Source organism: Hydrogenophaga sp. IBVHS1 (genome assembly GCF_002127265.1).
GTDB lineage: Bacteria > Pseudomonadota > Gammaproteobacteria > Burkholderiales > Burkholderiaceae_C > Hydrogenophaga.
Genome location: NZ_NFUU01000003.1, coordinates 243,179 through 267,664, shown reverse-complemented (window position 1 = coordinate 267,664; position 24,486 = coordinate 243,179). Strand labels below are relative to the sequence as shown.

Annotated in this window: 19 protein-coding genes; 9 read left to right on the top strand and 10 right to left on the bottom strand. The window is 66.4% G+C overall.

Annotated features, from left to right (window positions below):
* Positions 1–24: 24 nt before the first annotated feature.
* Positions 25–873, top strand: a complete 849-nt coding sequence (locus tag CAP37_RS19150) for a ferritin (protein WP_086125961.1) — start codon at positions 25–27, stop codon at positions 871–873.
* Here CAP37_RS19150 and CAP37_RS19145 read toward each other — a convergent pair.
* The gene (locus tag CAP37_RS19145) at positions 848–1,471 is read right to left on the bottom strand and encodes a rhomboid family intramembrane serine protease (RefSeq protein ID WP_086125958.1); all 624 of its coding nucleotides are present in this window, start codon (positions 1,469–1,471) and stop codon (positions 848–850) included. The genes CAP37_RS19150 and CAP37_RS19145 overlap by 26 nt on opposite strands.
* On the bottom strand, positions 1,468–4,302 hold the full coding sequence (gene glnE, locus CAP37_RS19140) for a bifunctional [glutamate--ammonia ligase]-adenylyl-L-tyrosine phosphorylase/[glutamate--ammonia-ligase] adenylyltransferase (protein ID WP_086125956.1): 2,835 nt from the start codon (positions 4,300–4,302) through the stop codon (positions 1,468–1,470). Before glnE ends, CAP37_RS19145 begins: the two co-directional genes overlap by 4 nt.
* 71 nt (positions 4,303–4,373) lie before the next feature.
* Between glnE and CAP37_RS19135 the strand changes: the two genes are divergently transcribed.
* The 7 genes from CAP37_RS19135 (at position 4,374) to CAP37_RS19100 (ending at position 16,207) form a co-directional block, all read left to right on the top strand.
* Entirely contained in the window at positions 4,374–8,504 is a 4,131-nt protein-coding gene (locus CAP37_RS19135) for a YhdP family protein (RefSeq protein ID WP_256927056.1), read from the top strand.
* Positions 8,505–8,531: 27 nt separating this feature from the next.
* Positions 8,532–9,338, top strand: coding sequence for a carbon-nitrogen hydrolase family protein (locus CAP37_RS19130; RefSeq protein ID WP_086125951.1), 807 nt, complete (start codon positions 8,532–8,534; stop codon positions 9,336–9,338).
* An 11-nt stretch (positions 9,339–9,349) separates the two neighbouring features.
* The gene (locus tag CAP37_RS19125; protein WP_086127114.1) at positions 9,350–11,383 is read left to right on the top strand and encodes a nitrogen regulation protein NR(II); all 2,034 of its coding nucleotides are present in this window, start codon (positions 9,350–9,352) and stop codon (positions 11,381–11,383) included.
* Positions 11,384–11,390: 7 nt separating this feature from the next.
* A complete protein-coding gene (locus CAP37_RS19120) occupies positions 11,391–12,353 on the top strand; it encodes a M28 family peptidase (RefSeq protein WP_218776885.1) in 963 nt (320 codons plus the stop codon).
* A 1,424-nt stretch (positions 12,354–13,777) separates the two neighbouring features.
* Positions 13,778–14,725 carry a hypothetical protein gene (locus tag CAP37_RS19110; RefSeq protein ID WP_143435988.1) on the top strand — a complete coding sequence of 316 codons (948 nt, stop codon included), beginning with the start codon at positions 13,778–13,780 and terminating at the stop codon, positions 14,723–14,725.
* Between the two features lie 35 nt (positions 14,726–14,760).
* Positions 14,761–15,522: a hypothetical protein gene (locus tag CAP37_RS19105; protein ID WP_179190291.1), complete on the top strand. Its 762-nt coding sequence runs from the start codon at positions 14,761–14,763 to the stop codon at positions 15,520–15,522.
* Between the two features lie 55 nt (positions 15,523–15,577).
* Entirely contained in the window at positions 15,578–16,207 is a 630-nt protein-coding gene (locus CAP37_RS19100) for a response regulator transcription factor (protein ID WP_086125935.1), read from the top strand.
* Here CAP37_RS19100 and CAP37_RS21775 read toward each other — a convergent pair.
* Positions 16,202–16,348, bottom strand: coding sequence for a hypothetical protein (locus CAP37_RS21775; RefSeq protein WP_179190290.1), 147 nt, complete (start codon positions 16,346–16,348; stop codon positions 16,202–16,204). The genes CAP37_RS19100 and CAP37_RS21775 overlap by 6 nt on opposite strands.
* Between CAP37_RS21775 and CAP37_RS19095 the strand changes: the two genes are divergently transcribed.
* Complete coding sequence (locus CAP37_RS19095; protein ID WP_086125932.1) at positions 16,281–17,537, top strand: murein transglycosylase A; 1,257 nt, start codon at positions 16,281–16,283, stop codon at positions 17,535–17,537. The two genes, CAP37_RS21775 and CAP37_RS19095, sit on opposite strands and share 68 nt — an antisense overlap.
* Before the next feature lie 9 nt (positions 17,538–17,546).
* Here the strand turns inward: CAP37_RS19095 and CAP37_RS19090 are convergent, their stop codons facing one another.
* Genes CAP37_RS19090 through CAP37_RS19060 form a run of 7 tightly spaced genes read right to left on the bottom strand, consistent with a single transcriptional unit; the run spans position 17,547 to position 24,476 of the window.
* On the bottom strand, positions 17,547–18,344 hold the full coding sequence (locus tag CAP37_RS19090) for a tyrosine-protein phosphatase (RefSeq protein WP_086125929.1): 798 nt from the start codon (positions 18,342–18,344) through the stop codon (positions 17,547–17,549).
* Positions 18,341–18,808: a DnaJ family molecular chaperone gene (locus tag CAP37_RS19085; RefSeq protein WP_086125926.1), complete on the bottom strand. Its 468-nt coding sequence runs from the start codon at positions 18,806–18,808 to the stop codon at positions 18,341–18,343. The genes CAP37_RS19090 and CAP37_RS19085 overlap by 4 nt, the downstream gene beginning before the upstream one ends.
* Positions 18,809–18,818: 10 nt before the next feature.
* Positions 18,819–21,227 carry a polysaccharide biosynthesis tyrosine autokinase gene (locus tag CAP37_RS19080; RefSeq protein WP_086125923.1) on the bottom strand — a complete coding sequence of 803 codons (2,409 nt, stop codon included), beginning with the start codon at positions 21,225–21,227 and terminating at the stop codon, positions 18,819–18,821.
* 15 nt (positions 21,228–21,242) lie between these two features.
* Positions 21,243–21,956 (bottom strand): polysaccharide biosynthesis/export family protein, encoded by a 714-nt coding sequence (locus tag CAP37_RS19075; RefSeq protein ID WP_086125920.1) that lies wholly within the window; start codon positions 21,954–21,956, stop codon positions 21,243–21,245.
* Entirely contained in the window at positions 21,953–22,327 is a 375-nt protein-coding gene (locus CAP37_RS19070) for a VanZ family protein (protein ID WP_086125917.1), read from the bottom strand. Before CAP37_RS19070 ends, CAP37_RS19075 begins: the two co-directional genes overlap by 4 nt.
* Positions 22,324–23,565 (bottom strand): glycosyltransferase WbuB, encoded by a 1,242-nt coding sequence (locus tag CAP37_RS19065; protein ID WP_086125914.1) that lies wholly within the window; start codon positions 23,563–23,565, stop codon positions 22,324–22,326. The genes CAP37_RS19070 and CAP37_RS19065 overlap by 4 nt, the downstream gene beginning before the upstream one ends.
* A complete protein-coding gene (locus CAP37_RS19060; protein ID WP_086125911.1) occupies positions 23,562–24,476 on the bottom strand; it encodes a hypothetical protein in 915 nt (304 codons plus the stop codon). The genes CAP37_RS19065 and CAP37_RS19060 overlap by 4 nt, the downstream gene beginning before the upstream one ends.
* Between the last annotated feature and the right edge of the window lie 10 nt (positions 24,477–24,486).

The following is a 24,486-nucleotide window of genomic DNA, read 5'->3' as shown; positions in this document are numbered from 1 at the left end:
TGCGAGGAGTTTCGAAAGACCTGCATGCTCTACCCTGAACTCTTCAAACAACTTGAATCCGTGCGCTGGGACATGGACAAGGACATTCCCTGGGACCAGTTCGATGCCGCTGCGCTCACCGATGAGCAGGCCCAGACCATCAAGATGAACGCCATCACCGAGTGGGCCGCGCTGCCGGCCACCGAGATGTTCCTGCGCGACAACCGCGACGATTCCGACTTTTCTGCCTTCATGTCGATCTGGTTTTTTGAAGAGCAGAAGCACTCGCTGGTGCTCATGGAATACCTGCGCCGCTTCCGGCCCGAACTCGTGCCCACCGAACAGGAACTGCACGACATCCGTTTCGAGTTCGACCCGGCGCCGCCGCTCGAAACCCTGATGCTTCACTTCTGTGGCGAGATCCGCCTCAACCACTGGTACCGCCGCGCCAGCGAATGGCACACCGAGCCGGTGATCAAGCAGATCTACAGCACGCTCAGCCAGGACGAGGCGCGCCACGGTGGCGCCTACCTGCGTTACATGAAGCGCGCCATCGGCAAGTTTGGCGACGAGGCGCGTTCGGCTTTTGCCAAGGTGGGCGTGCTCATGGCGAGTGCGCGGCGCACCGCGCAGGCGCTGCACCCGACCAACCTGCACGTGAACAAGACGCTGTTTCCGAACGACACCATTCAGAGCCGGCTGCCCAACCCCGAGTGGCTGGAGCACTGGCTGGACAAGCAGATCGATTTCGATGCGGTCTGGGAAACGCGCGTGGTCGAGCGCATCCTGCACAACATGAGCCTGCTCATGGAGCAGAGCTTCAAGACCGTTCAGGAACTCAACCGCTTCCGCAAGTCGCTGGCGGTGGTCACGCCCGCGCCCCAGGCCACCTGAATCCTTCGCCGGCCGACCACGCCGGCCACCACGCCACCAGCAGGCCCAGCAGCACGCCCCACACCACGCCGCTGAGGTGGGCGGCCTGCACCACCGACATGTCGTTGGCCCGGTCCCAGACCACGGGGTACCACCAGCCGCGTTCCAACACGGTCTTGGTGAGCACGCCCAGCGCCAGCAGCACCCCCCAGCGCCGCGCCTTGCGGATGGGGATGCGCTTGAAGATGAGCTGCACCGCGAGCACCATGGCCCCCGCGTGCAGCAGGCCTGAAAGACCCACCGCGTAGCCGATCTGCGGCCACAGCAGCAAGGTGAACTGCGTCAGTGGCCAGGCGGTGAGCCAGGCCATGGCACAGCGAAGGCTGGGGCGCACCACCCAGGCGAAGGCGGTGAGCGCGCCAAGGGCGAGCTGGTTGCCGATGAGGTGCGGGGTGTTGAGGTGAACCCAGGCGCTGGTCCACAGCGTCCAGGGGCGGTCAGCCCAGTGGTCGGCGCGCCAGGTGAGTGTCTCCACCGCGTCTGACTGGGCCCACCACAACAACATGCTGGCCACGCCGTGCATGCAGCACACCAGGAGCCAGGCGCGCGACCGGTTCATGCCACCGCGGCACCAGGCACCAGCTTGCGGCCCAGCACGTGCTGCCACAGCGCGCGCACGGCAGCCGCCGCCTCCTCCACCCGCACCGGGTCTACCTGCGTGGGCATTTCGTCCAGCCGCGCCAGGTGTTGAATCTGGCGCAGCTCGCGGTAAGCGCGCGCCGCCGCCTCGCCCATGCCCGGTTCCAGCAGCCCCGCTTGCTCGGCGCGGCGCAGCAGGTTGATGTTGCCGGTGTTGGCGCGCAGCTCGGGGTGCGCGTGCGAATGCAGCAGCACCAGGTACTGCACGGCGAACTCCACATCCACCATGCCGCCAGGGCTGTGCTTCACGTCGAACTGCTCGCCGCGCACCGGGTGGGCCTGGCGCACCTTGGCGCGCATGGCCACGATCTCGTCGGCCAGCGACGGCGCATCGCGCGGAGCGGTGATGACCGATTCGCGAATCGCATCGAAACGGCCGGCCAGGGAAACACCACCCAGCACGAAGCGCGCGCGCGTCATGGCCTGGTGTTCCCAGGTCCAGGCGGTGTTGCTGCCGCGCTGCTGCTGGTAGTTGGCGTAGGCGGTGAAGCTGGTCACCAGCAGGCCCGAGTTGCCGTTCGGGCGCAGCGCGGTGTCGATCTCGAACAGGTCGCCTTCGCTGGTCTTCACGGTCAGCCAGTTGATCATCTTGCGCACAAAGGCGGCGTAGATTTCGGCTGCGTTCTCATGCTCGTCCTCGTAGACAAAAACGATGTCGAGGTCACTGCCGTAGCCGAGCTCCTTTCCACCGAGCTTGCCGTAGCCAATGATGGCGAAGCTGGGCTCGGCACGGTGGCGGTTCTTCAGGCGGGCCCAGCACCAGCGGGCGGTGGTGCGCAGCACGGAATCGGCCAGGGCCGAAAGGTCGTCGGCCACCTGTTCCACCGTGAGCACTTTTTCCACGTCGCGAGCGAGCGTGCGGAACACCTCGGCGTGGTGCGCGCGGCGCAACAGGTTGAGCAAAGCTTCCTCGTCGTCCTCTCCGGTGGAATGCAGCGCGGCGCGGCGCGCCTCCAGCTCGGCCTCGAACTGCGCGGCGTCGAAGCGGTCGGTCAACAGCTGCTGGCCGGCGAGTTCATCGATCACGCCGGGGTGCTTGAGCAGGTAGCGCGCTGGCCACCTCGCCGCGCCCAGCAGGTGCAGCAGGCGCTCGTGCACCGAAGGGCGCTCCTGCAGCAGCGCCAGATAACTCTCCCGGCGCAGCAGGGGTTCGATCCAGTCGGCCATGCGCAGCGCGGCTTCCTCGCTCACGCGGCCTTCGTCGAGCCAGGCGCCGGTGCGCTGCACCAGCCGCACCAGGCGCGAGCGGGTGTCCTCGCGCAAGGCCAGCACGCGCGGGTGATCGCACCACTGGCTCACCTTGGCCGCAAAGGCGGGCGGCAATTGCGCGAGCACCGTCTGCAGGTCGTCGCTCGAGCTCCGGGCGCCCGTGCCATTCTTGCCATTGCAGCCTTTGCCGCTGCAGCCGCCATTGGTGGGGCCGCCCAGCAGCGTGTCGAATTCCTGTGCCACCAGCTCGCGGTGGGCATCAAGCGCGTGCAGGAAGGCGCACACATCGGGGTAGTCCAGCGTGGCGGCCAGCCACGCCAGATCGTCGTCCTGCGTGGGCATCACGTGGGTCTGCTGGTCGTCCAGGTACTGGATGCGGTGCTCCACGCGGCGCAAAAATTGATAGGCCTGCGCCAGTGCTTCGGCGGTGGCCTGCGGCATCAGACCGGCTTTGCACAGGCGCTGCAGGGCATCGAGCGTGGGGCGCGTGCGAAGCTCGGGGAACTGGCCTCCGCGCACCACCTGCAGCAGTTGCACGGTGAACTCGATCTCGCGAATGCCGCCGCGCGAGAGCTTGACGTCGTTGGAACGGCCGGGGTTGCCGGCGGCGCGTTTGGCCGCGTGGTCGCGAATCTGGCGGTGCAGGTTGCGCAGCGACTCGAAAACGCCGTAGTCGAGGTAGCGGCGGAACACGAAAGGCAGCACGGTGCCACGCAACTGCTGGGCACCGCCGTCGCGCACGCAGGCCAGCGGCGCGATCACGCGGCTCTTGAGCCAGGCGAAGCGCTCCCATTCGCGGCCCTGCACCAGGAAATACTCTTCCAGTGCGCCGAGCGACACCGCGCTCGGCCCCGAGTTGCCGTTGGGCCGCAGCGCGAGGTCGACGCGGAACACGTTGCCGTGCTCGGTGGTTTCGCCCACCGTGTTGTAGATGTGCTTGACCGCCTTGCCGAAGTACTCGTGGTTGCTGATGCGGTTGCGGCCCTGCGCGTTGCCGGCGGTTTCGCCGTCCTGGTCATACACATAGATCAGGTCGATGTCGCTCGACACGTTGAGCTCGCGCGCGCCGAGCTTGCCCATGCCGATCACCCAGAGCCGCGCGCGCCGGGGCTGGCCATCGGGGCCAGTGGTCTGCGGCTCGCCATGAAGCTCATCGAGGTCGGCGAAGGCCAGCGTGCAGGCCGCGTCCAGCGCCAGCTCGGCCAGCTCGGTGACGGCGCGCGTCACCCCTTCCAGCGGCGCGCCTTGCTCGCAGTCGAGCACCACCAGGCGCTCCAGCACCAGCTGGCGCAGCACCCGCAAAGCCGCCGGCATGGGCAGGCCACGCGCGAGCAGGGTCGTCAGGCAGACCTGCATGGTGGCGTGCACCGGTGCGCCCGGGGGCAGGCAACTCAGTTCATCGGGGTAGCGGCGCCGGATGCGCTGGACGAAGCGCGAGCGATCGGCCTGGCGATCGGCCGGCGTCAGCGGCGGGCAGGCGTTCACATTTGATGACAAACCGGAAACTCCCGCTGCGGAACCCGTGGAATGGCTGGCCGTCATAATTTGCGGTGGACATGAATCAAAGACCGGCTCCCATCGCTGCTGCCACGCGAACCCTCAAGACAATTTCGTTGGCAACCCGACTCATGTTGTGGCTGGTTCTGGCGGGCTGGAGCCTGTTTGCGCTGACCTGGTTCGGCCTGCACGCGTGGATTGTGCCCCGAATCGGCGAATGGCGCCCCGACCTGGAAAGGTGGGCCAGCTCGGCGGTGGGAGTTCCGGTTCGGGTGGGTGAAATACGGGCCAGCGACAGCGAGAACGGGCGTTCCTGGCTGCCCGCGCTGATGCCCTCTTTCGAGCTGCGCGACGTGCAGCTCATCGACTCCCAGGGCCGCGTGGCCTTGCAGTTGCCGCTAATCCGCACCGCGCTCTCGGCGCGCTCCCTCTGGCGCGGCGGTTTCGAGCAGATCGTGATCGACCGCCCGGTGCTCGATGTGCGGCGCACCGCGCAAGGCCGCATCGAAGTCGCCGGGCTGGACCTGGCCGGTCCGGGCGAGGGCAACACCCGGGGTGCCGACTGGTTTTTTGCCCAGAGCGAATTTGTCATTCAGGGTGGCACGCTGCGCTGGACCGACGACCTGCGGAACCAGCCTGCGCTGGCGCTGGAGAACCTGGACCTCGTGGCGCGCAACACCACGCTCACGCACCAGTTTCGTGTGGATGCCACGCCGCCGCCGGCGTGGGGCGAACGCCTGAGCCTGCGCGGGCGCCTGCGCGAACCCCTGCTCGATCTGAACCGCGATGGCGCACGCCAGAATCCCTGGCACCGATGGAACGGCGAGGTGTTCGCCGACTTCACCCATGTCGACGTGGAACGCCTGCGCGCCTATGTGGACCTGTCGGACTGGGGGGTGGAAGTGCGCGCGGGACAAGGGGCTTTGCGCGCCTGGGCCGACGTGCTCGACGGGCAGCTGGCCGGCGTCACGGCTGATCTTGCTTTGCAGGGCGTGCAGGCGCAGCTGGGTCCCCAGCTGCCGGTGCTCGCCATCGACGACTTGCAGGGCCGGCTGGCCGCCACCTGGTCCAGCGATGGCTACGAGCTGTCGACCGAGAACCTGGCGTTTCGCACACCCGAGGGCGTGACCTGGCCGGCCGCCAGCCTGCGCCTGGCGCACACCGTGGCAAGCGAGGGCCGAGGCGCCAGTCTGCAGCTCAATGCCCAGCGCTTCGACCTGGCCGCGCTCGCGTCCATCGCCAGCCGCCTGCCCCTGCCCGCACCCAGCCATGGGCTGATCGAACAACTGCGCCCCGCCGGGCAGGTCAATGGCCTGAACGCGCGCTGGCAAGGGCGGGCCGGTGCCGGGCCCGCCGCCGAAGGGGGGCTTGATCTGGCCAACGGCAGCTACCAGGCCAGCGGGCGCATCGTGGGCCTGGCGCTTTCGGGCCAGTCCAGCGGGCGCATGTCGAACTCCGGGCGCTACCCGCTGCCCGGACGGCCCGGCATCAGCGGCGCCACGGTGGACTTCGACTTCAGCGACCAGGGCGGCCGCGCGCGCATCAGCGTCCGCGATGGCGCGCTCGAACTGCCCGATGTGTTCCAAGAAGCGCGTCTGCCGCTGGATCGCCTGGAGGCCGACGCGAGCTGGCGCCTGCAGGGCGAGCGCATTGAGGCGCAACTCGACAACGTGCAGCTGAGCAACGCCGATGCCGAGGGCACGGGCAAGGCGAGCTGGCGCACCGGCGACAGCGCGGACAAGCGCTTCCCCGGCGTGCTCGACCTCACCGCCACGCTCACCCGTGCCGAGGCCACCCGCGTGCACCGCTACCTCCCGCTCACCCTGTCGGCCGACGCGCGGCGCTACGTGCGCGAGGCGGTGCTCGGTGGTGCCTCGGACAAGGTCGATTTCCGCGTGCGCGGCGAAGTGGCCGAAGTGCCGTTCGAGGACCCGGGCGACCAGGGCGAGTTCCGCATCTCGGCCCGCCTGCAGGACGTGGACATGGACTACGTGCCCACCTTCCTGCAGTCGGCTGGCGAAGCCCCCTGGCCCGGCCTGCGCAACGTGGCGGGCGACCTGGTGCTCGACCGCAACACCTTCAAAGTGACCGTGACCGAGGCGGGCGTGGCGGGCGCGCCGGGTGTGCGCCTGAGCCAGGGCGAGGTGGGCATTGCCAACCTCAAGGGTGATTCGGTGCTGGTGACCAGTGCGCGCGCGCAAGGCCCGGCGAACGAACTGCTGGGCTTCGTGCAACGCTCACCGATCAACGCCATGACCAGCCAGGCGCTGGCGCGCGCGCGCATCGGCGGCGCCGCGCAACTGGGCTTCGGCCTCAAGCTGCCGCTGCACGACGCCCGGGCCACCGAGGTCAGCGGCAGCGTGCAGTTCGACGGCAACGACCTGCAGGTGACGCCGGAATCGCCCCTGCTCGGGCGCGCCAGCGGCACCCTGGCGTTCAGCGAAAAAGGCTTCACGGTGCGCTCGGCGCAAGCCCGGCTGCTGGGAGGCGAAGTGCGCTTTGAAGGCGGCACGCGGCCCGATGCAGAGGGCGTGCAGCGTGTGCAGTTCCGGGGCCAGGGCGAAGCACGCGCCGAGGGTCTGCGCGACGCCGGACTGGGCTTTGTCTCGCGCCTGTTCCAGAACGCCAGCGGCAGCGCCAGCTACACGCTGCAGCTCGGCTTCAAAGGCGGCCAGCCCGAGGTGCAGCTGGCCAGCAGCCTGCAGGGCATGGCGCTGAACCTGCCAGCGCCGCTGGGCAAGACGGCCGAGGCCAGCTTGCCGCTGCGCTACGACAACACGGTGCTCGACATGGCCGGCGACAACGCGCGCAGCGACCAGTTGGCGATCCAGCTCGGCACGCTGCTCGCGCCCGTGCTCGCCGTGCAATACGAGCGCGACCTGACCGCCAGCGAACCCCGCGTGCTGCGCGGCGGCATCGCGGTGGGGCTCGCCGATGGCGACGCCACACCGCTGCCGAACGAGGGCGTGAGCGCCAACGTGCTGCTGGACCGCATCGACATCGACGCCTGGCAACGGGTCTTTACCTCGGCCACTGGTGTGGACGTGCGGGCCGCTGCCGCTCCGGCAGTGGCCCCGCGCTCGGGCGCGGGCGGCGCGGCAGGCGCCACGCTGGGCTACCTGCCCACAACCATGGCCGTTCGCGCCAACCGGATCACGGCGGAGGGGCGCACCTTCAACCGCGTGGTGGTGGGCGGCTCGCGCGAAGGCAGCCAGTGGCGCGCCAACATCGACGCCGACGAGCTCAACGGCTATGTGGAGGTGCGCCAGCTGCCCAGTGGCTCGATCGGCAGCGTCTATGCCCGGCTCGCGCGGCTCACGCTGGCGCCGTCTGCGGCCACCGAAGTGGAGCAGCTGCTGACCCAGCCCACCAGCGTGCCCGCGCTGGACATTGCGGTTGACGACTTCAACATGAGCGGCCGCGCTCTGGGACGGGTCGAGATCGAAGCTGTCAACCGGGGCGGGCCAGCCCGCGCCGCCGAATGGCGCCTGAACAAGCTTCGCCTGAGCGTGCCCGAGGCGCGGCTGAACGCCACCGGCAACTGGGCCGCACTGGGCGGTGAGGGCGGCCCGGTAACCCAGCGTCGCACCGCGCTCAACTTCACGCTGGATGTGGACGACTCCGGCGAACTGCTCAAGCGCTTCGGCCGCGAAGGCGCCGTGCGCGGTGGCAAAGGCCGCATCGAAGGCAACATTGGCTGGCTCGGTTCGCCGCTCTCCATCGACTACCCCAGCCTTTCGGGCCAGCTGCGCGCCGAATTCGAGCGCGGCCAGTTCCTGCAGGTGGAGCCCGGTGCCGGGCGCCTGCTGGGTGTGCTCAGCCTGCAGGCCCTGCCGCGCCGGCTGGCGCTCGATTTCCGCGATGTGTTTTCGCAAGGCTTCGCTTTCGACTTCGTGCGCGGCGACGCCCGCATCGAGCAGGGCGTGCTGTTCACCAACAACCTGCAGATGAAGGGTGTGAATGCGGCGGTGTTGATGGAAGGCAGCGCCGACATCGCGCGCGAGCAGCAGGACCTGAAGGTGGTGGTGGTGCCCGAGATCAACGCCGGCACCGCCTCGCTGATTGCCACCGCCATCAACCCCGCCATTGGCCTGGGTACGTTCCTTGCGCAATTCCTGTTGCGCCAGCCGTTGCAGAGCGCCACCACGCAGCAGTTCCACATCACCGGCGGCTGGGCCGATCCGCAGGTGGAGCGGGTGGAGCGCGCGGCGCCAGCGCGCGACGCGGCCAAAGGCACACTGCAGTAAGCTCGCCAATCCTTCGAAAGGTTCCGCATGAAAGTCGCGTCGATCCAGATGGTTTCAGGCATCAGCCTGGACATCAACCTCAGCGAAGCGCTGCGCCTGCTGCGCCAGGCCGCCAGCGCCGGTGCCGAACTCGCCGTGCTGCCCGAGTACTTCTGCTTCATGGGCGTGAAGGACGAAGACAAGCTGCTGCTGGCCGAAACGCCCGGGCTGGGCAAGGTGCAGGATTTCCTTTCGGACGCCGCGCGCGATCTGAAGATGTGGGTGGTGGGCGGCACGCTGCCCATGGCAACCGAAGACCCGGCGCACGCCGCCAACGCCAGCCTCGCCTACAACCCGCGCGGCGAATGCGCCAGCCGCTACGACAAGATCCACCTGTTCCGCTACGACAACGGCCGCGAACACTACGACGAAGCCACTGTGCTGCGTGCCGGCGACACGCCCACGGTGTTTGAATGCCGCGACCGCAATGGGCAGGACTGGCGCATCGGCCAGACCGTGTGCTACGACCTGCGCTTCGGCGAGCTCTACCGCATGCTCGCGGCCGACATCCTGCTCGTGCCATCGGCCTTCACCCACACCACCGGCCAGGCGCATTGGGAGGTGCTGCTGCGCGCGCGCGCCATCGAGAACCAGGCCTTCGTGATCGCCAGCGCGCAAGGTGGCACGCACGAGAACGGCCGCCGAACCTGGGGCCACACCATGATCATCAACCCCTGGGGCGAAGTGATGGCGATGCACGCCGAGGGCCCGGGCGTGGTGCTGGCCGACCTCGACATCGAACGCCTGCGCAGCGTGCGCGAACAACTGCCTTCGCTGCAGCACCGCCGACTCTGACCGTGGCCATCATGCGGCCCTCGCGCTGGCGCCAGGCCTTGCGTTCGCGCCGCTGGCTGCTGTGGGGCGCCCTGCTGCTGCTGGTGCTGGTGCTGCTGGGTGTGCTGGTGTTCCTGGCCACCGAATACGAAGAGGGGCGCGACCAGACCGCGCTGGAGCAGGAAGCCGCCACGCTGGTGAGCGACATCCGCAGCGGCCTGGTGCGCAACGTGCAGACGCTGCAATCGCTCCACAGCGTGGCGCCCACGGTGGACAGCTGGGATGCCCCGGCCACCGAGCTGCTCGCACGGCACCGTGAAATGGCGCGCATTGAATGGCGCGGCAGAAACCTGCGCCTGCTGGCCCACCGCGACACCCCTTACCTGGCCGACCTTTACGGCATGCTGCGCCGCGCCAGTCTGCCCGCCGAAGTGAGCCTGGCCTGCGACAACGCGCGGCGCATTTCGGGCCCTTCTTATTCCAGCAGCTACTTCTGGCCCATGGTCGGCGGCCAGGGGCTCGAACTCATGGAGATGTGCCTGCCGGTTTCGCGCTCGGCCGAGTCCGATGGTTTCCTGGTCGTCACCTACTCGCTGCCCGGCATCCTGGCCGAGCTCACCAACCAGGCTTCGCTGCGCGGGCGCGGCCTGGCCTTCAACGAAGCCGACGGCACGCGCCTGGCGCTGCACAGCATGGTGCCCGGCCCCCGGCGCACGCTCACCGCCCGCACCGTGCTCGACATGCCCGGGCACACGCTGATCCTGCAACTGCAGGCGCCACGCCAGGCCGGCGGCCTGTTCCCCAACGTGCTCACCGCCGTGGTGGGCGCGCTCTCGCTCGCGCTGCTGGCGGTGCTGTTCCTGCTGGGGCGCGACATCCGCCTGCGCCAGCGCGCCGAGCTCGACGTGGCCGATGCGCTGGCGTTTCGCAAGGCCATGGAAGATTCGCTGGTGACGGGCCTGCGCGCGCGCGGCATGGACGGCCGCATCACCTATGTGAACCCTGCGTTCTGCCAGATGGTGGGCCTGCCGGCGGAGCAACTCATTGGCACCGGCCCGCCCGCACCCTGGTGGCCGCCCGAGCTGGCCGACGAATACCAGCAGCGTCAGGCCGTGCGCCTGGCCGGCAAGATCTTGCCGCGCGAAGGTTATGAGTCGGTGTTTCAGCGCAGCGACGGCACACGCTTTCCCGTGCTCATCATCGAAGCCCCGCTGATCGATGCGCAAGGCAACCAGACCGGTTTCATGAGCGCCATTCTGGATTTGACGGAACAGCGCCGCGTGGAAGACCTCAACCGCACATCGCAAGAGCGCCTGCAGGCCACGGCGCGGCTGGCCACCGTGGGCGAAATGGCCTCGCTGCTCAGCCACGAACTCAACCAGCCGCTGGCTGCGATTTCCAGCTACGCCAGCGGCACGCTGAATCTGCTCGAAGAACCCGCCGGCCAGCTGCCGCAAGCCGATTTGCTGCAGGCCATGCGCCGCATCAGCGAACAGGCCGAACGCGCCGGCCGCGTCATCAAGAGCGTGGCTGATTTCGTGCGTCGCCGCGAACAGGTGCGCGAAGCCGTCACCCCGCAAAGCCTGATCGACGCCATCCAGCCCCTGCTGGCCCTGCAGGCCAAGAAGCAGGGCATCCGCCTGCATATCGAAGTAGCGCCCGGCTGCCCCGCCGTGCTGTGCGACCGGACGATGGTGGAACAGGTGCTGCTCAACCTGGGCCGCAACGGCATGCAGGCCATGCCCTTCGACGACCCGCCGATTTCGTCGGGCCTGCGCGTGCTGAGCCTGGCGGTAGGCCAGAGCCGCGCCCACGCCGGTCTGGCGCCCGGTGGCGAGCCGCGCAAGAGCTGGGTCAACTTCACCGTCACCGACCACGGCCAGGGCCTGAGCAGCGAAGTGCAGGAAAAACTGTTCACCCCGTTTTTCACCACACGGGCCGAGGGCATGGGGCTGGGTTTGAGTTTGTGCCGCACCGTGATCGAGCAGCACGGCGGGGCGTTGACGCATGAAAATGCGGAGCCGAGGGGCACGGTGTTCCGGTTCACGTTGCCTGCGGCGGGGTGATATGCGCGTGATTCGCAAGCTCTTCCTCGCCGTCGTACTGGTCGCATTGACGGTGGCCGCCATCGGTGTGGGCATCGTCGTTCAGCCGCTGGTCATCCCCATGGTGTCGACGCCGCCAGCAGTGAGCGCCAGTCAGCTCGAGCAACACGTCAGGCACTTTTCTGAAGACCTTCACCCGCGCAACCACGAGCATATTGAGAACCTCGAACGGGCTGCCGACTACATCCAGAAGTCACTCAAGGCCTCCGGCGCGGCGGTGTCCAATCAGGAAGTGCGGGTGGAGGGAACCCGATACCGGAATGTGATTGCAAGGTTCGGCCCGGCTTCAGGCCCTGTGCTCGTGATCGGCGCGCACTACGACACCCACGGTGACACCCCCGGCGCCGACGACAACGCCAGTGGCGTGGCGGGGCTTCTGGAGCTGGCGCGCCTGCTCGGCCGCTCACCGCCGCCGCGCGCCATCGAACTCGTGGCCTACACACTGGAAGAGCCGCCCCACTTCCGCACCGAACACATGGGCAGTGCATGGCACGCAAGGTCCATGAAAGAAGCCAACCGGGACGTGGAACTGATGCTGTCGCTCGAAATGATCGGCTACTTTTCCGACCAGCCAGGAAGCCAGCGCTTCCCCTATTCGGTCTTTTCATGGCTGTACCCGAACCAGGGCAACTTCATCGCGCTGGTGGGCAAGCTGGACCACTTTGCCCTGATGAGAAAGGTGAAGGCCGCGATGGCCGGCGCCACCTCGCTCCCCGTCCGCTCCATCAATGCCCCGCCGACCCTTCAAGGCATCGACTTCTCCGACCACCTGAACTACTGGAAAGAAGGCATGCCGGCGATCATGGTCACCGACACGGCGTTCCTGCGCAACAGCAACTACCACCGGGTGGAAGACACGTTTGAGAAGCTGGACTATGAGCGGATGGCGAAGGTGGTGCAGGGGGTTCATGCCTTCGCGCAGTTGCGATGAGACACAGGCCTCTCGTTTGAGCGGGGCGCCCCGTTCAACTCAGAGTGTGTCCGGCTGGCGGCGCATTCTCGCCAGAGTCAAACTGGTGACGATCCACCGTCACCCTGTGCCCTCGCTGGCAGCCGCCAACGCTCCTGGCCCTAACTGCGGAGCCTCATTCTGGGTGGTTTGTCGGGGTATCTGGTAGCCACATTTCTCCGATTGGTGACTTCAATCTCCACCATCCAGGCCGGGTGCGTGATGATGCGCGCTCATTGAATCCTGAGGAGCAAGGGTAGTCATTCAGCCAGCGCAAGGCTGATGCGCTCTGCGCCTCTTCAGGTATAGCAACACGGCCCGTCCAGAAATGTGGGATCACACCACGCTGACGGGCCGCAGACTCAGGGACGGCTTCTTGACATTTTGTGGCGATGGATTATTGCGTGATGCTGTAGCGGGGGTCAGTGCGTTCTTTCGCCCCCTCGCGATCATGCTTTTGAGATACCGCCTCTTCGGCCTGATCCATTTGGGATTTGACACCGCTGCCATATTTTATGGATGACTTGATTTCAATTCAATTTGCATTTTGTACAGGGCCACTGAAATGAAACTTCAAATATTCCGATGGGTGATATTTATATCTCTGCTAAGTTCGGAGGCCCTTTTAGTTGGGTCTTACTACGTCCCCAATACAGCCATCGCAAAAGCTGGCCTGATTCTCTTCTTCGCATGTTTAACTTTAACGACTCTGTATTGGCTTCAAGTTCCAGAAATACGTTATGCAACCCACGATTCAATTGAAGAATGGACAGAAGAATTGAGTACGCTATTCTTTCATTGGCCGATGCCAAGGAGTGGGAGTTTGTCCCCATTTCCATCGCGCTTTGTGGTGGGTAGAGGAGTGAATGAAGAGCATTTTCAGAAAAAGCGTTGGAATCTGAAAAGCCATATGCGACGTCATCTTTTAGTCCCGACTGACAAGAAGCGTTCACCACACCCCGGCATCTGTAGTTTCAGGGGCGGCTCTGCTAATTCTTTCAATTGCAAGTCCTACGAGCGACGCAGCGCTGCAGCACGGATTGAGGGTTTTTTGGAATGGAGGTCATTGGGTAGTGGAAATCGAGTTGTATGCAAAGAGTTGATGCAAATTGGAGCAGTAGGCTAGAAATGAACGATATCAAAGAATTGCGCGAAGCTCTGCTTCATACCCCCGATGGGTGGAGTGTCTTGCTGTGGTGGCTAATAATTCTTCTTGCCTTGGTGAGGGCAATTAGTTTTCATGGAATTCTTCTTGAGCAAACTAGATACCTATTCTTTTCATTGATAGTGCTTCTTATCTTCATACGCTTCAGAGTTACTGGTGCGCATAGGCGCAGGATGAATCACTGGGCATTGCTAGGCGTCAATTGTTTTGGGATATTTTTGATTTATAAGGAGCTAATCTGATGAGTGAACCATTGGCGAATGTGCTTAAGACCCTAGATGGAATTAAATCTGCGTGGGAGCTGGGGAACTCCACCATGGTTGCTGCAGATGCCGCAAAGTTAGCGGCGCAATTAGCAGCAGGAATAGCCGCAGAAAGTGTCCTTAGAAGTTACTCTGCCTTGGACGGTTTGGGGAAAACGCTGTCGCTGTGGCGTTTAGATAATGCAATCGCTGGCAAATCAATAGCGAGCCATCAAGCGCTTTCTGGAGTTATTGCTGGCGAAGCTGTTGGGATGCTAATTGATGCCATACGTGCTTTGCACTTGGGCTCGAATTTGTACGAATTTCTTCATCAAAATGAAGCACGTTTCGATAGCACTCTCCGTTCCGCCTTCAGCCTGGCCGAAGGCCAAGCCTCCCCCATCATCCTGGACCTAGACGGCGACGGCACCGTCGAAACCACCCCTCGCGATGCAGCTGGCACCGGCCTGTACTTCGATCTTGACAACAGCGGGTACGCCGAACGCAGCGGCTGGGTGGGCGCAGACGACGGCCTGCTCGTGCGCGACCTTAACGGCAACAGCCGCATCGACAGCGGCGCCGAGCTCTTTGGCAACCACACCGTGCTGGCCGACGGCAGCCGCGCCTTCAACGGGTTTCACGCGCTGGCCGAGCTCGATGAGAACCAGGACGGTGTGATCGACGCCAGCGATACCGAAACTTTGGGCAGCCTGCGCATTTGGAAAGACGCCGATGGCGACGGCCAGACCGATGCTGGCGAACTGCTGACTTTGGCGCAGGCCGGTGTGAGTGCCCTGAACGTGGGCTACACCGACCACGGGGTCCAGACCCCGCTGGACCCGCAAGGCAAGCCGCTCATCGACAGCATTGGACTCGCGTGGCACGAGAGCAGCGGCGAGTTCGAGGTGCACGTGAGCGAGATGGTGGATCAGCTGCGCAGCGGTTAGCGGCCACCGAGGTGATTCGATCGGGCAGTGATCTGGTGCTTCGCTGGGCGGGCAACCACGGCAGCAACGTGCTCGATGGCGGTGCCGGGGCCGACACCCTGTGGGGGTTTGGTGGCAACGACACCTATGTGATCGACAACGCGGGCGACAACATCCGTGAAATGTCCAGCGAGGGGCAGATGGATGTGGCGCAGCTTTGGATCAGCTTCTCCTTCCTGGCCAACGGGGCCAACCGCCAGGTCTTTGTGGAGCGCATCGAGATCATGGGCAGCGACGCGCTGAACGCCACTGGCAACAACAAGGGCAACCAGATCGTGGGCAACGGCGCGGCCAACGAACTCAGGGGCGGCGGCGGGGCAGACACCTTGCTGGGCGGTGGTGGAGACGACCGGCTGGTGATCGGCACGGCCGAGCGGGCCAGCCTGGGCACTTCACGCCACGAGGGCGGCAGCGGGCAGGACACGCTGGCGCTGGCCAGCGACCAGAGCGGGGTGCTGCTGGACCTCACGGCCTATGGGCAGACCACGTTCACGGGCATCGAACGCCTGGACCTCACCGGGGGCGGGAACAACACCGCAAAACTCACCATCGACCAGTTGCTGCACATGCCCGATGCGGGTGAAGACCGGCTGATCGTGCTGGGGGACGCGGGAGACGCGGTGCAGCTGGTGAGCGGCTCGGGGAGCTGGAGCAGCGCGGGCACGCAGAACTGGCAGGGGCTGGACTATGCCGTGTACGCGCACAGCGGGGCGGCGGGGCGGGAGCTGCTGGTGCAGCAGGGGGTGCTGGTGATTTGACGGGCTGGGGCGGGTATTCGGGGGCCGTTCCAGCGGCCCACTTATCATCCGCCCCATGACCCAGCACCCGGACGCCAAGATCTACCTCGTCGATGACGACGTGGGCGTGCGCGAGGCGCTGGCCTGGTTGCTGCGCACGCGGCGGCTGCTGAGCGAAGGCTACGACAGCGCAGAGGCTTTTGTGGACTCGGCTTCGGTGTGGCGCGAAGCGCCGAGCGCGCCGTGTTGTGTGATGCTGGACGTGCGCATGCCCGGCATGAGCGGGCTGGCGCTGTTCGAGCGCTTTCTTGCTTTGCCCTGGCAGGCTTGTGCGCCGGTGATCTTTCTCTCGGGCCATGCCGATGTGCCCACGGCGGTGGACGCGGTCAAGCGCGGTGCTTTCGATTTCTGCGAGAAGCCGTTTTCCGACAACCTGCTGGTGGACCGGGTGGAGCAGGCGCTGAACCAGTCGGCGCTGGTGCTGGCGCAGCGGCGAGCGCAGACCGAGCTGCAGCAGCGGCTGGAGAGCCTGACCGACCGGGAGCGCGATGTGATGGACCTGGTGATTGCCGGCCTGCCCAACAAGCTGGTGGCCGACCAGCTCAACATCAGCGTGCGCACGGTGGAAGTGCACCGCTCGCGCGTGTTCGACAAGATGGGCGTGAAGTCGGCGGTCGAGCTGGCCAACGTGCTGCGCCCGTCATGAAGACGGTGGCTTCTCCTCCTGCTTTTCCCGCTCCGCCGCATCGGGCAGCTCGCCTTTCTTGCGGCCGGAGAACATGGTCCACCACACGATGAACACCAGCAACACCAGCGCGCCCAGCGCTTCAAGCAACAACAAGGTCATGGATCAAACTCAAGAGTGGCCCGGCCGGGTGGCCGGAAGGTGGGTGGCACGCCTGGGCCTCGGAGTGCTGATTGTAGGAAGCGTGGTGTCGTGCTCGGTTGGCGTGCGGCCCGATCCGGGTCCGGTGGCCGTGCCGACCGGGCCGAGCGTGGTCGCGGTGCCGGACGACACCACCCTGCCGGCGCCGATCCAGCGCGCCAAAAGCCGCTGGACGCCGGTGCGCTGGAGCGAGCTGCCCGGCTGGGGACAGGACAGCCTGCACGAGGTGTGGAACGCCTGGGTGCGCGGCTGCGAGCGCCCCGCGCCGGGCCAGGCCACGCCGTGCCGCGAGGTCCGCCAGCTCGCCATTGCCACGCCGGCCGAACAGCAGGCCTGGGTGATGCGCCGCTTTCTGCCCTACCGCATCACCGAGACCGATGGCAGCGAGCCGCCCGGCCTGCTCACCGGTTACTACGAACCCATCATGAACGCCAGCCGCGTGCGCACCGAGCAGCACCGCACGCCGCTGTATGGCCCGCCGCCCGGTCTGCCATCGGGCCAGCCCTGGTACAGCCGCCAGGAGATCGACACCCTGCCCGCCGCGCAGGCGGCTTTGCAAGGCCGTGCCATTGCCTGGCTGGCCGACCCCATCGATGCGCTGATTCTGCAGATTCAGGGCTCGGGCCGGCTCAACCTGGTAGAGAGCAACGGCCAGATGCGCCAGGTGCGCGTGGCCTACGCGGCCCACAACGGCCACCCTTATAAAAGTGCGAATCGCTGGCTACTTGATCAAGGTGCTATTCGCGACGCCTCTTGGGATTCCGTAAAGGTCTGGGCAAAGCAGAATCCTGCAAAGGTCAACGACTATCTGTGGAGCAACCCGCGCACGGTGTTCTTCCGCGAAGAAGCGCTGAGCGAACTCGATGCGCGTTTCGGCCCGCGCGGCGCACAGGGGGTGCCGCTCACGCCGGGGCGCTCCATCGCAGTCGATCCGCAGAGCATTCCCTACGGCACCCCGGTGTGGCTGGCCACGCAGGGCGTCACGCTGAACCAGCAGAAGCTGGTGATGGCGCAGGACACGGGCGGCGCCATCGTGGGTGCTGTGCGCGCCGATCTGTTCACCGGCTGGGGCAGCTGGAACGACGAGGCCTACACCGTGGCCGCCGCGCTCAAGCAGCCGTTGCAGATGTGGGCGCTGCTGCCGCGCTGATCGGGCGGCTCAGGCCGCCGCGCGGCGCCTGAAAAACCAGCTGCTCAGCGCCGAAGGCCGACCCGTTTCCTTCTCGATGGACCCGAAGTCCTGCGGTGGCAGATTCTTCAGCACCGCGGCAGGTCGCTCGTTCACCAGCCGGTTCGCCTCGGTGCTGCCCACCAGGCGGCGCGCTACCTCCAGCCCCTCGCTCAGCCGGGGCAGGCGCCGCCCGGTGGAGTGCGCGTCGGTCGCCAGCAGGTGCGTGTGGCCTTCACCAATGAGGCGCTCGCCCCAGTAGCGCGCGCGTTTGCCAAACACGCCCGTCAACGACCCTGCCGTCACCTGCATCCAGGCGCCATGCTCGATCAGCCGCAGGAACACGGGGTAGTGGCTTTCCACCCAGCTCAGGCGCTCCGGGTGCGTGATGATGGGCGTGTAGCCTGCCTGGATCAGTGCCAGCACGGACGCTTCCAGCCGCGGCGGCGGCGTGGTGTGGGAAGGCTCGAGCAAGAAATAGCCCGAGCCGTTCAGCGTCGGCACGCGCCCGCTTCTGAGCCCATCGATCAGGCCGGGCACCAGATGCACGTCGGCCCCCATCACCAGTTTCAACGCAATGCCATGCCGGTCCAGTTCGGCCTGCAAGGTGGAGATCGCGTGGGCGATGCCCGTGCCATCGTTCATGCACATGCCGGGGTAGATGTGTGGCGTGCAGGCCAGGGTGTGGATGCCATCGGCCACGGCGATGCGCGCCATCGCCAGCGAATCGCCCAGCGTCTTCGCCCCGTCGTCGATGCCCGGCAGGATGTGGCAGTGCAGATCGATCATCGCGGACCACCCCTCGGGTTGACGAGCTGGTACGTGCCCGCCATGAACACCGGCTGCTCTCGCGAGAGGATGTCGTACGCGAGGTTGACCCGCGTGGCGGCGTCGGCGGGCCAGCGTCCACCGGCGACCTGGAAGTCCGGGTGGGTCAGGCGGATCATCAACCGGTAGTGCGCGCGCAATTGCGCGGGCTCGAACCCCGCCTTCAGGCCCAGCAGGGTGAGCGGGTCCGAGCCTGGGCGCAGCATCACCGTGCGTACAAAAAAGCGCGCCGCGCGGTGCAGCTCCAGGCCCTTCACGGCAGCAGCTGACAAGCCCCCAACTGGTCGCCCTGCGGCGAGCAGCATCACGCTGCCGACGTGCTCGAACAGCGGGCGCGGCTCGCGCAGCGCAACCGGAAAGCGGCCGGGTGAACGCTCGAAGTCCAGCAGCGCGGGCAGCAGACGGCTCCAGTTGGGCTGCGTCATGGCGCTTCTGTCAGACCGCAGAGGGACCCAGCGTGGGTTCGATGCGGTTGCCGGCCGCCGGCGGCAGGGGCGGCGTGTTCGCGTCCGGCAGCGGTTCTGCCCTGGTGGCGCGCGGCGTGTTCCGGTCGCCATAGCTGGCGCCGTAGTACGACGCGTAGGCGTAGTCGCCCGCGTGTTCGTTTCGGGCGTGCGTGAGCACGATGCCCATCGGTGCCAGCCCCGCGTTGCGCAGGCGGCGCAGGGCGTCCTTGATGCTGTCCTTGCGCGTGCCGCCGGCTTTCACCGCCAGCACGATGTGCTGGATCTGGTTGCCCAGCACGATCGCGTCCGCGATGCCCAGCAGCGGCGGGCCGTCGATCACGATCTGCTGGTAGCCCAGGGCCCGTGCCTGGTCCAGCAGCTCGCCCAGCCGCGGTCCCATCAGGAGCTCCACCGGGTCGGGCGGCACCGGGCCGGCCGTGATCACGGACAGGTTGCTGACCGTGGTGTCCCGGATCAGCATCTCGGTGTCGACGTCCCCGCTCAGCAGGGTGGACAAGCCGCTGTCATTGGGCACCTTGAGCATTTTGTGCAGCCAGCCCCTGCGCATGTCGGCATCGATCAGCAATACCTTCTGGCCCAACTGGGTGAAGTTGATCGCCAGCGCGAGCGCCGTGGTGCTCTTGCCCTCGCTCTTGCCGCAGCTCGTCACCATGAAGCGCTGCGGCGCGCCATCGGGCGTGCTGAACTGCAGCGCCGTGCGCATGGAGCGGTAGGACTCGGCAAACGTGCTGCGCGGTTCGCGGTAAGCCAGCAGGGCCACCGGTTCCTTGCGGCCGCGTTGGGGCCGGGTGAATGGAATCAGGCCCAGCAGGGGCAACTGGTACCGGGCTTCGATTTCGCTGGCGTTTTTCAGGGAATCGTCCATCTGCTCGCGCAGCAGGGCCGCCAGCATGCCGAGAAACAGGCCCAGCATCACGCCCAGCCCGAGATTTAGCTTGACGTTGGGACTGGCCGGGAACAGCGGCGCCGAAGCCTCGTCGACGATGCTCACGTTGTTGGCGGTGATCCCCGCCATGACGTTCACTTCCTTCAGGCGCTGCAGCAGGCTGTCGTACACCTGCCGGTTGGTGTCCAGTTCGCGGCTCAGCAGGTTCATGTCCACGCTGCGGTCCTGCACGCTGAGCACCTCGCTGCGGCTGCCGGCCACCCTGGCCCTGAGCTGCTCTTCCGCCTTTCTGGCGGAGATGTACTGGCCCTGGATGCTGGAGAGGATGTTGTTCACCTCGGTGTCGATGCGCTTGTCCAGTTCGGCGATCTGCTCCCGCGCGGCCACCATGGCGGGGTATTCCGGCTTGAAGATGGAGCGGTTCCTGGCGTATTCGGCTTCAAGGCGCGCGCGCTGCTCCTTGTAGGCGCGGATGGCCTCGTTGACCACAGCCTGCGGCGAGCTTTCGGGATTGAGCCGCACCTGGTTGTACAGCGTCTCGGCCCGGATGCGGTCTTGCTCGGCGCGGGCCAGCGCGGCAGAAAAGTCCACGAAGGTTTGCGTGGCCGCGCTGCCCTTGTCGCCCAGGTTCAGGATCTCGTTCTTCTTGGCGTAGTTGTTGATGACACGCTCGCTCTCTTCCAGGCGGGCCTTGGTCTCGCGGATCTGCCCCTCCAGGTACTGGCGCGCGTAGATCGACGAGTGCAGCTTGCGTTCGATGTTGGTGGCAATGAAGGCCTTGGCCATGGCATTGGCAATGCCGGCGGACAGCTCCGGGTCGGGGTTGAGCACCTGGATCTGCACCAGGCGCGAATTGCGGATGGGTTCCACGCTGAGCGCCTGCTGGAACCGTGCCACCGTGGCCGTTCGGCTGAGCGAGGCCGGATCGGCCGGTGGGAAGACCAGCGCGCGCAGCTGGCTCCAGCCTTCTCCGGCGTAGCCCAGGGCCACGTCCAGCGGCTCGAAGCCTGTGTTCCAGGCGGGCGCCCGATCAGCGGTCTCCGTGGGTGGCGTGGCGGGTGCGGGCTTGTACAGGCCGAGCTCATCGATCACCCGTTCGGCCAGGCTGCGGCTTTTCATCAATTCGATCTGCGTGCGCAACTGGAGCTGATCGGCCAGCGGCCCTTCATCCACCTCGGCCTCGGCGTTGAAGCCCACCACCTTCTGCGCCGAGCGATCGATCTGCAGCAGGGCCGCGCTGCGGTACTGGGGGGTGATCTGCAGCGTGTACACGCCGGCCGCCAATGTGCACAGGGCGGCAATGCCCAGAATGGTGCCCTTGTGCCGGACGAGCGCGTTCCAGAGTGACTTGATGTCGATGCGGTCCTCGGAGTTCGATGAACGTTCGCTCGTCACAAGCATGTGCTCGGACAGGGCGGCCTCGCGGCGCAATGCCAGCGCGCCCCGTGAGCCGGGCACGGCGGGATAGGGGTGTTGGTCAGTCGAAGCCATGGCAGAAGCCTCCCCTCATTTGAACGGGTTGAGTGTGTTCAGGATGTCGCTGAAGAGCGAATCCCGGAGGGCCGCGCGCCGGGCATTGCGCTGGACCACGATGACGTCGTCCGGGCGAATGTCCGGGTCCTTTGCCTGGCCAGCGCGCACCTTGTCGAGATCGTGGATGAACTGCTCACGCGCGCCGACGGGGCCGTTGCGGTAGACCACGATCTGGTTGATGTCGGCGTAGGGCGCGAACCCGCCCGACAAGGCCAGAGCGCGCAACAGGGTGAGCTGCCCCGTGACCGGGTAGATGCCCGGCCGGATCACCGCGCCTTCGATGGCGACACGCTGCGTGGTGAACTCCTTGATGAAGAGCGACACCTGCGGGTCCATCAGGTATTTCTCCTTGTACCGTTCCGCGATCAGACGCTCCGCGGCCTGCGAGGTGAGCCCCGCCACCGGCACCGCGCCAATCAGCGGCAGCGACAGTTCGCCCGAGGCGTTCACGCGCACATCGCGTTTCATGTCGGGCACGCCGAACACGTCGAACTCCATCAGGTCGTTGGGCGCGATGCGGTAATTCGAGTCGATCGTCGTCGGCGCCTCCAGGGGGGCAGTGGCGCTCCGTGCGTCCACGGAAGCGGGCGTCGCCACGGCGCCGGTGGCCATCTGCGCCTGCAGTGGCAGGGCGGTGGCCAGTGCCACTGCCCCCATGGCCCATAGGGCCCGTTGAGTGGTTTTCATGTTGGGTACCTCCTGGCGCGCAGCGCCTCCGGGTTGTCATCGTTGAGCCGCCACAGCAGGTGGGCGCCGCAGGCCAGGCCGATGCCCACCGCGTCCGCCAGCCAGTCGTTGAAACTGGCGGAGAAGTCGGGCAAAAACATCTGGTGCACCTCCACCGCCGCGCCAAGCGCACAGGCGAGGGCGGCCAGGGCCCAGGGCTTCCAGCGCAAGGCCCAGGCCAGCGCCGCGTACACCGCCAGAAACACCAGCCCGTGGGCCAGCTTGTCCACCTCGCGGTACCCGTCGCGCACAGGCGACCACATCGCCAGCGCGTAGGCTGGTGCGAGCAGCAGGGCTACCCAGGCGAGGCGTTTGAATGCCGCTTGCGTCATGCAGGCACTCCCTGCACCAGATCCCGCAACTGCGACTCGAAGCGGCGCAGGATCGCCCGTTGGCTCAGCTCGGCTTCGGCATAGCGGCGCCCGTTGGCGCCCAGTTCGGCGCGCAGCGCGGGGTCGGCCGCCAGCGTTCGCAGCGCGTCGGCCATGGCCGTCGGGTTCTCCGGCGGCACCACGAGGCCACAGGCCGCGTCCTGCTCCACCACCCGGCACAGCTCGGTCCCGGGTTGTGCGGTGGCCAGCACGGCGCGCCCGCTGGCCAGCATGCCGGTGAGTTTGGAAGGCATCACCAGATCCGCCGCATCGGCACGCTGGGGCAGCAGGTGCACATCGGCCAGACCCAGCCAGTCGTTCAGCCGCTCCAGCGGCTGCAGGTCCAGAAAGCGCACGTTGGTCAGGCCGGCGCAAAGCGCCTGCAGCGCATCGCGTCCGGTGCCGTTGCCACCGATCACCAGCTGGATGCGCGGATCGTCCTGCAGCAGGCGTGCCACATCGGCGAGTATTTCCAGACCCTGCTTGTTGCCCATGTTGCCGGAATACAGGGCGACCATGGCGTCTGGCGCCAGGCCCAGCTCGGCCCGGTAGGCGCTGCGCGTGGCCAGCGGCGCGATGCCGTGGATGTCGACCCAGTTGGGGAAGTGCACGATCCGCTCGGCCTCCACGCCCTTGCCCAGCGCGCGGTCCACCATGCGGCCGGAAATGGTGGAGACGCGGTCGAAGCGGCGCATCAGCCAGCGCTCGGCGCGTTGCACCCAGCGGCGCAGGGTGTTGCCTTTGATGAGCCCCAGATCGAACGCGGCGTCCACTTCGTAGTCCTGAATGTGCAGCCAGCTTTCAGCACCGCGCAGGGAGGCAAACGCGACCGCGGCGGGTGCACACATCAAAGGCGGCTCCACCACCCACACCACATCGGGCTTCCAGCGCCATTGGGCCCACAGCACCGGCAGGCTGCTCAGCGCAAAGCTGGCCAGGTGCAGCAGGCGCTTGAGGCCGCCCGGGCGGTGCGGCACCCACACCGGTGTTCGCATCACCTGAATGCCGTGCCAGGTTTCGGTGCGGTATTGCCGGCCGCTGTAGCCGGAGCTCACCTTCCAGTCGGGGTAGTAAGGGGGCGCGGTGATCACACGCACCTCGTGCCCGGCGTTGGCCAGCCACCGCGCCATCTCGCCCGTGTATTTGCCCACGCCGGTGAGTTCGGGGGCGAAGTTGATGCCGTAGAAGAGCAGCTTCATGGCGAGCCTTTCGTGGTGGATGGACCTGCGGGAGCTGCAGCGCTGCTGCCTTTCTGGACAGCCTCGCCGACAAAAGCGCGAACGCCCAGCAACTTCATCTGGTAGTGGCTGATGTTCTTGTGGCTCTGCGCCGACACGATCAGGTAGAAGTTCTGCCGTCGGGCGATTTCGGGCACGTAGGGATGGGCCGCTTCCAGCACCTGCTTGCCGTTCAGCCACCACCTGACGGTCAGGGTCTCGGGCGAGTACGACACCCCGAAGACGTTGGGCTGGGTTCTGTCCAGCGGGATCTTCGACGTCGGGTTGGGGTTCTGGATCTTCTTGTAGTTGGGCCAGATGCCGGACCATGAGATGGCGGTGTGGTGGCCCCCGGGTCCGAAACCGCCTTCGTCGATGTCGAGTTCAAACCAGCGCTCGAAGCCCTTCGGATCGCCTTCGTACACGTCTTCCATCCGCGGGTTGTGTTCGATCGGCATGAGCCAGACGGCGGGGAAGTTGTCCCGGTGGTTGGAAGACGTCGCGACCTGGGCTTCGATGTAGAACGGCCGTGCCCCGCTGAGCAAGGGGAACTGTCCGCCGAGGGTCGAGTTCGTCTTCACGGTGGCCAGCACGCCACCCCGCTGCATCACCACGCCATCGTGGGCCTGTTCATAAAAGCTCTTGTCCTTGAGCGGGGTGGAATACACGCCGCTGTAGTACTTGTGCCCGTCGGCCCGCCCTGTGAAGTCCACGTCCGCGAGCCGGGGGCAATCCCGGAACAGCGGTTGCAGCGCGCCCACCTGCGTGGCGCCTTCGGGCGTGGTGGCGTCCAGGCAGATCAACGCGTCATTGGCGTGCGTCCAGGCCGGCCATGCCAGGCACAGGGCGGCCAGTGCGCAGGGGATCGGCCGGGTCGGGGTGGGGATGTGCATGAGGGTTCCT